10 protein-coding genes are annotated in these 12,188 nt (G+C 50.2%); all 10 read right to left on the bottom strand.

Annotated features, from left to right (window positions below; all coding sequences use genetic code 11):
- Position 1 precedes the first annotated feature (1 nt).
- On the bottom strand, positions 2 to 1,636 hold the full coding sequence (gene cntA, locus ACQSGY_RS13850; protein ID WP_427052314.1) for a staphylopine-dependent metal ABC transporter substrate-binding lipoprotein: 1,635 nt from the start codon (positions 1,634 to 1,636) through the stop codon (positions 2 to 4).
- Positions 1,637 to 1,852: 216 nt separating this feature from the next.
- Positions 1,853 to 3,154, bottom strand: coding sequence for an opine metallophore biosynthesis dehydrogenase (locus tag ACQSGY_RS13855; protein WP_427052315.1), 1,302 nt, complete (start codon positions 3,152 to 3,154; stop codon positions 1,853 to 1,855).
- A gap of 18 nt (positions 3,155 to 3,172) precedes the next feature.
- A complete protein-coding gene (locus ACQSGY_RS13860; RefSeq protein ID WP_427052316.1) occupies positions 3,173 to 3,970 on the bottom strand; it encodes a methyltransferase domain-containing protein in 798 nt (265 codons plus the stop codon).
- A gap of 101 nt (positions 3,971 to 4,071) precedes the next feature.
- Positions 4,072 to 4,938, bottom strand: coding sequence for a diaminopimelate epimerase (locus ACQSGY_RS13865; protein WP_427052317.1), 867 nt, complete (start codon positions 4,936 to 4,938; stop codon positions 4,072 to 4,074).
- A gap of 352 nt (positions 4,939 to 5,290) precedes the next feature.
- A complete protein-coding gene (locus tag ACQSGY_RS13870) occupies positions 5,291 to 6,598 on the bottom strand; it encodes an amidohydrolase (RefSeq protein WP_427052318.1) in 1,308 nt (435 codons plus the stop codon).
- 101 nt (positions 6,599 to 6,699) lie between these two features.
- On the bottom strand, positions 6,700 to 7,572 hold the full coding sequence (locus tag ACQSGY_RS13875; protein ID WP_216518096.1) for a LysR family transcriptional regulator: 873 nt from the start codon (positions 7,570 to 7,572) through the stop codon (positions 6,700 to 6,702).
- Between the two features lie 105 nt (positions 7,573 to 7,677).
- Positions 7,678 to 8,226, bottom strand: a complete 549-nt coding sequence (ssuE, locus tag ACQSGY_RS13880) for an NADPH-dependent FMN reductase (protein ID WP_427052319.1) — start codon at positions 8,224 to 8,226, stop codon at positions 7,678 to 7,680.
- Between the two features lie 25 nt (positions 8,227 to 8,251).
- On the bottom strand, positions 8,252 to 9,175 hold the full coding sequence (locus tag ACQSGY_RS13885; RefSeq protein WP_427052320.1) for an ABC transporter permease: 924 nt from the start codon (positions 9,173 to 9,175) through the stop codon (positions 8,252 to 8,254).
- A 93-nt stretch (positions 9,176 to 9,268) separates the two neighbouring features.
- A complete protein-coding gene (locus tag ACQSGY_RS13890) occupies positions 9,269 to 10,201 on the bottom strand; it encodes an ABC transporter permease (protein ID WP_145405341.1) in 933 nt (310 codons plus the stop codon).
- 71 nt (positions 10,202 to 10,272) lie between these two features.
- Positions 10,273 to 11,922, bottom strand: coding sequence for an ABC transporter substrate-binding protein (locus ACQSGY_RS13895; protein ID WP_427052321.1), 1,650 nt, complete (start codon positions 11,920 to 11,922; stop codon positions 10,273 to 10,275).
- Positions 11,923 to 12,188 lie beyond the last annotated feature (266 nt).

Consider the following 12,188-nt stretch of genomic DNA (forward strand, 5'->3'; position numbering starts at 1 on the left):
CCTACTCGAATTTCATCTTTTCAAAAGGCAGTTCATACTGTGTCTGCTTAAAGGTAATCCCCCGCAGATTTTTCGGAGCAACAACAGTCACACGACCATGGGTAAGCGGAATAAAGACGGCTTCATCATGCACGATTTTCAGAATATCGGCATACAAGGCCTTTCTGGATTGCTCATCCGTGGAGCTCATCACCTCATCGATTTTTCGGTACAGCTCATCCGCTTCCGCAATACCACTGGTGGTATGCTTGTATGAGGAATCTGATGTAAACGCAGCAATGGTGCTCTGTGGATCGTAGGCCAGTCCCCAGGTCTGGTTAAATAACAGATCATATTCCCCGGTCGCTCTGCGATTGGCGATGGAAGAGGACTCTTCTCCTACCAGGTCGAGCTGCATGCCGATTTCCTTCATCTCATACTGGATCAGCTCGGACTGCGTTTTTTGCGAAGAAGAGTTGCTGTCATAATACAGCTTCATCGCGAGTGGTTGACCGTTTTTCTCCCGTACGGTCTTGCCTTCAGCCAGCTTCCAGTCTGCCTGCTCCAGCAGCTGTTTCGCGACTTCCGGGTCATACGCTCTGATCTTCAGGCCCACATCGGCATAGTTCACGTTGGGTGAGAATAGAGTGTCTGCCACGGTCTGCGTGCCGTTAAAAATATCCTTGCTGATTGTCTCGCGATCAATGCCAGTCCACAATGCCTCTCGCACAGCCTTGTCATGCACCGGGCTATCCAGCTTGCTGCTGTTCGCTACAATCATGGCTGTATTCATGGCATCACTTCGCACCACCTGATACTCGCTGGAAGCAGCAAGCTGGTCCATTGCCGCTACATCAATGCTGTCCGCTCCGCGGTCATCGGTGAATACAACGTTGATCTCCCCCTTCTGCAATGCCAGATATGTCGTTTCTCCAGCCGGAAGCACCTTGGCTGTAATCTTCTGAATCGCAGGTGCACCGCCCCAATAATCCGCATTTGCTTCAAACGTAGCGTTCTCCTCAACCTTATGTCCGGTCAGCTTGTATGGTCCCGTTCCATGGAAGCCGCTCACTCCATCTTTGGTTCCGCCATTTTTGAAATCCTTGGGCGAGATGAACACATACGGTCTGGTCATGGACAATTCCACCAGCGTTGGATAGTATGTATCGGACAACACCAGCTGCAGCGTATATTCATCCACAACTTTAATCTCCTTGATTTTGGTGGAAAGCTTGATCCAGGAATGCTTCTCGGCATTGGCCTGAACGGCTTCTATATTTTGTTTGACCGCCTCGGCGTTAAATGGCTCGCCATCATGGAATTTCACATTTTTCCGCAGATGAAAAGTATACGTTTTTCCATCCTCTAAAATATCCCATGACTCCGCCAGCAGCGGCTTGACGCCGTCCTTGGTGTTCTCCACCAGTGACTCATAAACCATTCCTTGTGCAGGCATGGAGCCTGGATACAGATGTGGGTTCATATCATTGATATCTTTCGCAGAGGCGTAAATAATTTCATTGTTCTTCTGGCTGACTGCTGCCGTCGCTGGCGCCTTCTCCTCTTTGGTATTCTGGGCATTCTGAGCGCAGCCCGAGATGATCGCAATGACAGCGACCAATGACACGATACGTTTGAAAGCATTTCTTTTTGTCATAACCTTTCCCCCTGGTGAGCAAGTTACATTCAAAATTTACACCATACCACTTCGTGGTCAGAACAACCTTCCGATCGCCGTTATCCCCAGATTTCAGGAATCCATTTCCAAGGGGGAAATCCGGGGATAAATACGAGCACTTCGTTTCTTCAGGTTTTTTTCTGCCCTCTCCGTTTCGGTGTAAAACTAAATTCAACTTGCATTTTTTATATCAAATCAATCCTTACTGCCATTTAGTGCACTGCAGATCATATGAATATCCTGTTGAAACGACTGGATTACAAATGCTGTAGACAGACGCTGATCCGGGTGTGCACGGGCCGTTTCCTGAAGCTTTGCTTCGTATATGGCGATAAAATGGTCAATCGCAGGACAGCTGACCTGCACATGTCTGGCAATGCCCTGAATGATTTTGATGCGGTAGTAATCCTCCTTCGGCATTCTCGGAACGTCGAGCTCTCCCTCGCGGTTCGTAAATATGCGGCGAAATGGCACACCGGAGAAGTCGAAATAGGCTCCGGCAGCATCCGGCTCCGAGAACGGATCAATCAATAACGAGGCGTACCGTATGTATAATAGAAATTCCTGATGAATCGCCTGCAATTGATCAAATTTCTCGATATCATGACGTGATAAACTCTCTAATCGAACCGGGTAGTTGTCATCCGTCATGAACTGCAGCAGGTTGATTCCCTGAATATGGAGTCTGTCCGTAATCTGCGTAATCTCCTGCCATTGTTCCCGCATGCTGCGAATTAACGCAGGTGTAATCGGGCCTTCGGGATACAGCTTGTAAACATATTTTTGTACGCCCTGCTCACCGAAGATCGCCTCCAGTGAGAAAGCATTCATAAACAACGGCGGATGCACGTATAACGAAATATTCCGCGTTTCAGCCTCCAGCGGGGAAGGCATCACGCCGAGTGCAATATGCAACCGCTCGAACAGCTCGCGTAATTGCTGCACATAAGCTGAAGAGGGCACAGTGGAGCCAATATATACCTTCCTTTTCACTCCTGTAGTGATAACCTGATTCGACGGATGTTCATGCAACCAGCGCGTATCTCCCAGATACGTGGAGAAGCTGATAATCTCCGCCTCTGCCCCCCGTTGCTGCAAATATTGATTCACCAGCAGACTGGAACCAAATGTCGGTGAAACGAGAATAACGCATTTCAGTTGCTTTATGAATGCATCATCTATTTGCTGCAATACATCTATATAAGCATCGGTTGTGACAGCCAGAACCAGCGTCTGCCATTCTCCTGCCAGTGTGTTGTACCCCCGGAATACCTGATCCACGATACACTTTCCTGCCAAGGCACGATGCTTTTCATTTTGTATGGTCACTTGAACCTGCTGCCCACTCTGTTCCAATGCTGCATAAAAGGCTGCTGACCGCACCGATTCCCTGCCCGCCAGGCCAACGCGGCAATCAAGATCATTTTTGAACGTAATAGCCAGCTGGATGGACGCAGGACCTGTGCCGCATAACAGAACTCGTTGAATGCCGCTCATTGCTCATATCTGCCTCCCTTACATACTTTTCTGGTATAACGCAATATCGAACACATCATGCGGGCGCAAAATGTTATCTGCGAGCCTCCACTTCCGGCCGTCCGTCTCCCGCATCGGATAATTGAACAGCGATTTCAACTGATTGCCGTAGCGCATCGCCACGACCACCTGTGCATTGGTCAACGCATGTAATTGATCAAGCAGTTCGTATTTATTGGCTACGGTTGAGCTGAAAATGATATGGGTGGCTTCCCGGGTGTATACCAGATCCTCCAGCAATGACAACTCCAGGCGAATGTTTAATTCTGACCCAAGCGTCTGCACAACTTTCCGCCCTAGCGTAATCGCTTCTGCATCAATATCAATGCCTACCACCTGTGCTCCGGTGCGCCGTGCAATCAACAGCGGGGTCATCGGGAAGGAACCGGAACCGACCAGCAGCACTTTCGAATCAGGCGTCACCTGAAAGCTGCCAAACTCTTTGTCGATACACTCTTCAATATTTTTAAAATAATCCGCAATCTGCACTTCTCCATCCTGCAGCTTCAATGCCCGGTACTTCTCCATAATCGCTACACACCGGGCTGATTGACCTCTAAGTTCCTGGATCAGCGGCTCAAGCTCCTCCAGTTCTGACGGTCTCAACATGTTCCAAGCGTGCCGATGATCCGCATCCGTCACAAAACGGGAATAATCATTAATAACTGTCTCCAGCTCGGAGCTGTGCTCAAGCGTCTGGTCATACCTGACCGCAAGATTGCTGAACTGTGAAGCGAATTCGGTAAGCCTTGTCTCAAAGTGGATTAACGTGATCAATAGTGTCTCCTCCTGCATCTCGTTATCGTCACACCGTGCTGCCAGATTTAAGATTAAAAGCTTCACTCAGATACGTTGAGGGTTTAAATGGAGAGTTATGCTCATATACTCGCCATGCTTCTGCTCCGCTCCAGCGGAGCATCAATAAAAGCGGTTCCGTGAGCTACAATTCCAACATTGCCCTCGATCGTAATTGCCTTCACACCTGCTGTATTCCACTGGGCAGTCACCTTCATTACACCTCCAGGCTGCTTGATCTGCTGCGAGACCTCCCGCTGTGACAGCCAGGCCAGATAAGCGCCTATGGATGCTGTGCCCGACCCGCAGCCTCTCTCCCAGATAAGACTGTCCAGCTGCGGAACATAAATTAACGGAGCCATCTCTTCTGTGACCGGACGGTATAACAGAATGCCAATCAATTTGTCACTCGTCGTAAGTCCAAGGAGCCGCGCCAGATGCTGTGCCCGCCGTCTTATCGTGTCATCGAAATCCTGAACTTCGATCACAATATGAATAAATTCGGCATATCGAACAACAATCATCTCCAGCTCCATACCTTCAAACGTGATCGCCTTGCGCTCGATCAGCTCGGGAACGGGCATTGTAACCTGGCAATCATACCGATTCTCCCGCTTCTTCACATGACAGTAAATCAGGCTCTCTGTGCCTGAAACATCCAGCTTGACGTTCATTGAAGCCTGCTGCTCCAGCCCCCGTTCAGAAGCAATATGGGCAGCAAGTGCCATGCATGCATTACCACAGAACTCTCCTCCAGCCATCTCAAGACGGGCGGCGGCTTCCTGCCTGTGAGGCGGCTTAATGAATCCCACCTGCTCAGCGTAGACATGATCATAAGACATCAGACTGGAGGCTATGCCGCTGTAATGCTCGGCAGCATGATTCGTTTTGACCAGAATAGTCATGTTCTGCGTTGGACTACATTTGATAAAATCAATCTCATGTTTCATGCCAGCAGCTGCTCCTGTTCCTATGAAATTCGAATTGAAGTACTCCAATTCATTGCCTATCGTTTAATAGTAATTATTACGATTAAACAAGAAAAAATATAGCACACGCATTAGGGGTCGTCAACAAATATTTCCATGTACGTCATTAGCTGTGCTGATCTATAAAATATAATTTAGATGCATTGTTGGTTAAAAAACAGAAAAATAGAGCTGACGCCTGGCGCCAGCTCTACAGCTAATGGTATAGAAAGTACAGATCAACAGATACCAATTTATCCGATATCATACGAATGACCAGCACCACGATGATGTGCAAAGCGAAAACTGACTTCTCGTCTGTTCAGATGTCCCTCTACCCTGAACAGCGATCCTGACCTTGCAGACGGTACAGCGCCTGCTCTGCCAGTGCTGCCAGCAACTGCGCGCCCAACGGCAGCGCCTGCTCATTCACATCAAAGCCCGGATGATGCCACTCATGCGGGCCCGAGGTGCCGAGGAAGAGGAACAGACCGGGAACTTCTTTTTGATAAAAGGAATAGTCCTCCCCCGCCGGAGAGGGCAGAGGTCTGACGGTATTCAGGCCAAGTTGCTGCGCAGCCTGAACAGCGTCCTCCGCCAGCAATTCATCATTGACTACAGCGGGCGGTCCCTGAATCCAGCGAACCGTTGCACGGGTGCCATAGGCTGCAGCGACACCGGACACTACCTGATTGAAGCGTTCGCGGATAAGCGCCCGTACCTTCTCGTCAAAGGTACGTACTGTGCCATCGAGCACCGCCTCCTCCGGGATGACGTTCCAGGCAGTGCCGCTGTGAATTTTGGTAACGCTGATAACGGCACTCTCCTGCGCACTCACATTACGACTGACAATAGCCTGCAGCGCGGTGACGATGTGCGAAGCAACGACAATCGGATCAATGCCTGCTTCCGGCACTGCGGCATGGGTGCCTACACCTTCCACCTTGACAACAAAACCGTCTGCCGCCGCCATCAGAGCCCCCTCACGAATGCCTACAGTGCCAACTCGCAAATCCGGTTTGTTGTGCAAACCGAATATGGCCTGTACCTCATCCAGTGCCCCGCTCTGAATGACCTGCCGTGCACCTGTCGCCTTCTCTTCCGAAGGCTGGAAGATGAGGCGTACTCGCCCGGGAAGACTGGCTTCACGCTGCTTCAGCAGCCGTGCGGCTCCCACGAGAATAGCTGTGTGGGCATCATGCCCGCACGCATGCATACGCCCCTCAATCTGTGAAGCAAACTCCAGCCCGGTCTGCTCCTGAATCGGCAGAGCATCAATATCCGCCCGCAGCGCAACAACAGGTCCCTCCGTCTGTCCCACTTCAGCGACAAGCCCGGTACGCAGCTTATACTCATCCGCAAGGCGAATGCCTTCCTTATCCAGCCAGCCACGAATGGCTGCGGTTGTTTCCTTTTCCTCACCAGACAGCTCAGGATTGCGATGCAGATACCGTCGGATAGCGGTCAGCTCTTCCGCAAATGCCTCATCTTGCACTACATATTGTGCCTGCACCTCTTCTGCTTGCTCAGCATTTTGCTTTTCTGCATCCTGCTGGTGTCCTTGCTCTTCATCCCGCTTGCCCAATTGCTCCTCATCCGGCTGCTCAAGTTTCTGTCCAGACTGCTCCAGATCACTTCTCATTCTGTCCCTCCGTTCAGCTTCAGGTTATGTGATGGTTGCTTCAGTTTTCTCTTGCTTCGATTCGCTTCCCTGCCCAATTCGATGACAAAATGGTGCTGCAGCTACAGTTGTCGCAGCATCTCCCCGAAGGGCTCGGCAAATGGAGAATATTCCTCCTTCAAGGTTACAACACTGATCTGCAGCGATACCCCTGCCACCTCATGAACCTGAATGGGGAACAGCTCCTGACGTTGTACCTCCTTCTTTACCGTAAGCCCTGGGAGAAAAGCAATGCCTGCACCCTGCATGACCAGTTTCTTCGCTGTTTCCGAATTATCGACATGATATGTAATGTCAGGCGGATGCTCCAGAGAGTCGAAAGCCCGATGAATCCGAAGCCAGTCCAGTGATCCACATTCGAAGAAAACCAGCTGCTGCTCCCGAAGCGCCTCCATACTGACATGCCCACGCTCAATGAAGGGATGGTCTTTGTATACATACAGCTGGATTGGATCTTCGTAAAAAGCAACGGTGCGAATGGCGGGATGCATGACCTTGCGTACAAAGGCCAGATCAATCTCCTGCCCGAGCAGCTTCGCAATCAGCTGATCCGTTGTTGCGGTGGTCAGTTTGATATTCACCTCGGGATACGTCGCTTTAATTCGGGGCAGAAAATCAGGAATAACATAATTGGACACCGACACTGTGCTGCCGAGACGCAAAGCTTCAGGTGTTGTTCTTCGCTGCTGAATTTTCTGCCTTCCCTTCTGAAGTACTTGCAGCACCTGCTGCGCATACGGTAAAAATTTGCGGCCCTCATCTGTCAGCACAATCTGCTTGCCTAGTCGGTCAAACAGCTTGCACCCCAGTTCTCTTTCCAGTGACTGGATACGTGCCGTAACCGAAGGCTGGGACAAGAAGAGTACTTCAGCCGCCTTATTGAAGCTTCCATAGTGATTGATATATACAAATGCTTCAATGTTCTCTACATTCATGGGCGCCTCCGTATCTACGTCCGCAGACGTTTTTGCAAGGGAAACAAACATCGCTGATGGTAAGACCATCATCTATTTTTATTTTTCCTATCATATTACTCGGTTTTAGTTTATCGTAATACCGTCCTTTTCCAGTGTCAATCTTAATTCTTCCAGAGACCGATCCAGACGGGCGGTAATATCTGCCGCAAGTGAAAATGTTCCGTCCTCATTGCGTTCAATCGCCTGATCCACTGCGTATACGCCGCCAAGAATATGGCGTCCGCCGAGTGCGGTAAGCACAGGCTTCAATGCATAATCAATGGCAAGCAAATGTGCAATTGAACCGCCAATGACGAGGGGCAGAGTTACTTTATCCCGGAGTCCTTCTTGTGGAATCAGGTCGAGAAACAGCTTGAGCACACCCGAATAGGCTGCCTTGTAAACAGGAGTAGCCACAATAACAGCATCCGCTGCATCCACAATGGCCAGTGCATCCTGAATGGCCGGGCTGTCGAACTTTGCTTGCACCAGATCTTCAGCCGGCAAATCGGTCACCTGAATCACTTCAACGGAAATACCAGCTTTGCTTAACGTATGGGTACTATAATCCGTAAGTCCTGTCAAACGTGAACGCTTGGACGGGGTTCCGGCAATAATGACAACATGTGACATGTTATTTTCCTCCTTGGAATAGCGGTCAGGCCGCTCCTTTTACTTTTGGATCAAGTCTATCGCGAATATCGTCTCCAATCAGATTCACAGCGAGCACAAACAATGTGATGGCCAGCCCCGGGAAGGTGCAGATCCACCAGGCTACCGTCAAATATCCTCTGCCTTGGGACAGCAATGCACCCCAATCGGGAATTTCCTTCAATACACCGAGTCCGAGAAAACTGAGTCCGGAGCCGGTCAATATGGATGTGCCTACCCCCAGCGTTGCCATAACGAGCAGCGGCGACAAGGAGTGTGGCAGGACATGCTTCCAGAAAATGCGGGCATTGGAACCGCCCAGTGAACGTGTTGCGGTAATAAAGGGCAGATTCTTCACTGACATGACCTGACCACGCATTACACGGGCATATCCAGGTATCGAGGCTGCTGCCACAGCCAGCGCAATATTCATCAGTCCGGGGCCAAGTGCAGCGGCAACCGATAATGCCAGCAGAACACCAGGCACAGCCATAAGAATATCTACGGCACGCATCGTTACGGTATCAACGATTCCGCCCACGTACCCCGCAAGGATTCCAAGCATGCTGCCGACAAGACCGCCCACAAGCACGGAAGCAAAACCAATCAGCAGGGAATCTCTGCTGCCATACACAACCACACTGAAAATATCTCTTCCGAAATAATCCGTACCAAACAGGTGTACAGCAGAAGGAGCCTGTAGTATTGCGTCCGTCATCATCTGTGTAGGATCATACGGAGCAATCCAACCTGGAACGATCGCACAGGCCACAGTAAAAATGACGATTAGCAGCGCGACATACAAGAACAGCCGCGATACTGCGGATGAAACACGCTGCCGCCAAGACAAGCGGCTCCATCCCCACAAGCGGGCTTTCCCCGTGCTGCCTGCCCACGCCTTTTTGTCACCAGCCAAAGGTTTCATGCTCATAACCATTAACGCCTCCTTCTGCGTGCGCCTGATGCGCTATTCCTGATATATCAGATGTCTGATGGTTTTAGTATGATGGTATGATGATCTGTCTCATGTACGAACAGCCCGCCGAACCCGGGGATCAATGTACGAATACGAGATGTCAACCAGCACATTCAGAACGACATAGATGATGGATGTAAAAAACACAACCCCTTGCACCACCGGCAAATCCTTTGCCATTAATGCATCGGCAATGATACGCCCGATTCCCTGTCTGGAGAATACCGTCTCCACCACCACGGTGCCTGCCAGCAGATCACCGATCAGCATGCCAATCACCGTTACTGCGGGGATAAGCGCATTACGCAGTGCATGACCATACATGATGACACGTTCAGACATTCCTTTGGCACGCAGCGCAACGATAAAGGGCTCATGAATGACTTCCAGCATGCTGTTGCGCACCATGCGAACAATGAAGCCTGCACCGACCAGTCCGAGTGTGGCAGCCGGAAGCACCAGTGAACTGAATCCGTCCGAACCCATCGCCGGAAACCAGCCGAGCTGCACGGAAAACAGCAGAATGAGCAAAATGCCGGTCCAGAAGGTAGGCATCGAGATACCGAACAAACCAACGAGTCGAGCCACAAAATCAATGACACCATTCCGGTGCACTGCAGATAAAACGCCCAGTGTGATCCCGATCGTAATGGCGATCAGCGAGCTTAGTGCAGTTAAAGCCAGGGTTGCCGGGAAATGCTCCAGAATTTTGGGCAGCACCGGATCGGAGTTCACCATGGATTGACCAAAATCACCCCGCAGCATATGACCAAAATAGTTTGCAAACTGTACGTAAAACGGTTGGTCCAGTCCAAGCTGGGCCCGGAGGTTTGCGATCATCTCCGGGGTAGCCGTGGACGGGTCCAGCATAAGCAGCACCGGATCACCCGGTAGAAGATACATGATGCAGTACACCAGCACCGAGGCTCCAAATATAACGAGCAGTGACGTTGCCAGCCGTGACAAGACAAGTTGAATCATACCGGGATGTCTCCTTTCTGAGACCAGAATGTGCTATAAGCTTCTGTTAAAGTCAAGGGCGGGTGTATTCTTTATTGCTGAATGCGTACATCATTAAAGAGCGGATAACCGAGCGAATCAAATTTTATGCCTTGCACATCTTTGGATGCAGCCACTGTATACGGGAAAACGTAGATTGGCAAAATAACCGCCTGTTCAATCAGGTACTTCTGTATCTGACTGTAGATATCTACTCTTTTCGCGGTATCCGTCTCTACCGCTCCCTGCTCTAACAGTTGATCAATCTTCGGATCAGATAGACCTGATAATGTCGGGCGTTCTCCTTCCGCACTGGTATGATAGAAGGCATACAACGCGTTCGGATCGGAATTGACCTGGCTGTTGCCATACAGATCATAGTCCCAGTTCTGATAGATCACGGTAGCAACGTCTTTGGTAATTACCACTTCAACCGCAATGCCCAGCGGTTTCAGCTGCTGCTGAATAATCGCAGCAATGTCATTCCGTTTCTCCCGGTTAGGGGAGCCATCCACATATTTCAGAGTCAGCTTCTTCCCATCCTTCACCCGAATCCCGTCAGCGCCCTTGACCCAGCCCTGCTCATCCAATAGCTGGTTAGCGCGGTTGATATCCGGGGTGATGCTTCCTTCAAGCGCCTTGTCATAGCCGAGAATGCCTGGAGACAATGCTGACCATGCGCGCTCGTAGTTGCCCAGATACAAGGTTTTCACAATGGACTCGACGTCTACAGCGGATTGCACCGCCTGCCTTACTTTTACATCATCCCAAGGTGCCTTGCGCAGATTGAAAAAGAGGGTATACGGAAGTCCAACGGTATTGGCCTGCAGTAATTGCTGGTTTGGATCACTTTTCAGCCCAGCGATATTTTGCGGTGGCACAGTCTCGGCGGCAAGCACCTGCTTGCTTTGTACACTTCCGATGCGTGTTGCTTCTTCCGGTACAATTTTAAACGTAATCGTATCAATATAAGGAGCGCCTTTGTTTTCCACCGTGTCCGGTCCCCAGCTGTAATCCTTGTTTTTGGCTACGACGATATCCGCATTTTCATCCCATTTCACAAACGTAAACGGTCCTGTACCTACCGGATTTTTGCCCAGCTGATCCCCATATTTTTTCGCTGCTGTTGGAGATACAATGCCCAGCAAGGCCTGACTCAAATTGCCGAGGAAAGCCTGTGACGGTGCAGCCAGATTCACCTTGATTGTATATTCATCAATGACCTCGGAGGAGCTGTAGGGTCTGATCAGGGCAAGGGCATTGGCGGCTTTGGTGGAGGGATCAATGACCCGATCCAGATTATACTTCACCGCTTCGGCATTAAACGGAGTTCCATCATGGAACTTCACGTCCTCACGCAGCTTGAACGTATAACTTTTGCCGTCCTCCGACACACTCCACTCCTTGGCAAGCCAAGGTTTAATGGAACCATCGGGCAGCTGCACCACCAGATTGTCATAGATGGTTCGAATGGCACGTACGGCTACAGCAAGCCCGCTGCGATGCGGGTCCAGCGTATCCGGTGAGGTTGCGAGTGCAAACGTAAGATTACCGCCTTCAGCCGTTCCAGCCTGGCCGCCGCCTTGGGAAGCCGCTGCTGTACCGCTTGTTTTTCCTCCTGACGCCGCTCCGCATCCAGACAATACCATCACCAATGCTAATGCCAATGCCACGTATTTTGTCCATGAAACAGACCTGTTCATATCGCTTCCCCCTCTGTGTATACAGGTGTCATTAATGAGCTACTGTAAGCAAACTTGCATATAATTTATATTTCCTATGAGAAAAGTAGGTTTTATGGCGTGAAAGACTCTATTAACTGGATTAACTCCTGCTCCAGATGCATTTATGCTTCATTTCACGATAGACTGGACTGGGCTAAAATTGTATTGCACTGAACCGTTATTTGATCCGAATGTATCGGATTATGAGTACAGGTTGGAGTCACCGCGTTTAGAAAACATACATG

This window comes from Paenibacillus sp. TC-CSREp1 (assembly GCF_050171015.1).
GTDB classification, from domain to species: domain Bacteria; phylum Bacillota; class Bacilli; order Paenibacillales; family Paenibacillaceae; genus Paenibacillus; species Paenibacillus silvae.

Excerpts from the sequence above, each read along its gene's own strand:
- cntA (WP_427052314.1), bottom strand. The coding sequence starts at position 1,636 with ATGACAAAAAGAAATGCTTTCAAACGTATCGTGTCATTGGTCGCTGTC.
- ACQSGY_RS13855 (WP_427052315.1), bottom strand. The coding sequence starts at position 3,154 with ATGAGCGGCATTCAACGAGTTCTGTTATGCGGCACAGGTCCTGCGTCC.
- ACQSGY_RS13865 (WP_427052317.1), bottom strand. The coding sequence starts at position 4,938 with ATGAAACATGAGATTGATTTTATCAAATGTAGTCCAACGCAGAACATG.
- ACQSGY_RS13870 (WP_427052318.1), bottom strand. The coding sequence starts at position 6,598 with ATGAGAAGTGATCTGGAGCAGTCTGGACAGAAACTTGAGCAGCCGGAT.
- ACQSGY_RS13875 (WP_216518096.1), bottom strand. The coding sequence starts at position 7,572 with ATGAATGTAGAGAACATTGAAGCATTTGTATATATCAATCACTATGGA.
- ssuE (WP_427052319.1), bottom strand. The coding sequence starts at position 8,226 with ATGTCACATGTTGTCATTATTGCCGGAACCCCGTCCAAGCGTTCACGT.
- ACQSGY_RS13885 (WP_427052320.1), bottom strand. The coding sequence starts at position 9,175 with ATGAGCATGAAACCTTTGGCTGGTGACAAAAAGGCGTGGGCAGGCAGC.
- ACQSGY_RS13890 (WP_145405341.1), bottom strand. The coding sequence starts at position 10,201 with ATGATTCAACTTGTCTTGTCACGGCTGGCAACGTCACTGCTCGTTATA.
- ACQSGY_RS13895 (WP_427052321.1), bottom strand. The coding sequence starts at position 11,922 with ATGAACAGGTCTGTTTCATGGACAAAATACGTGGCATTGGCATTAGCA.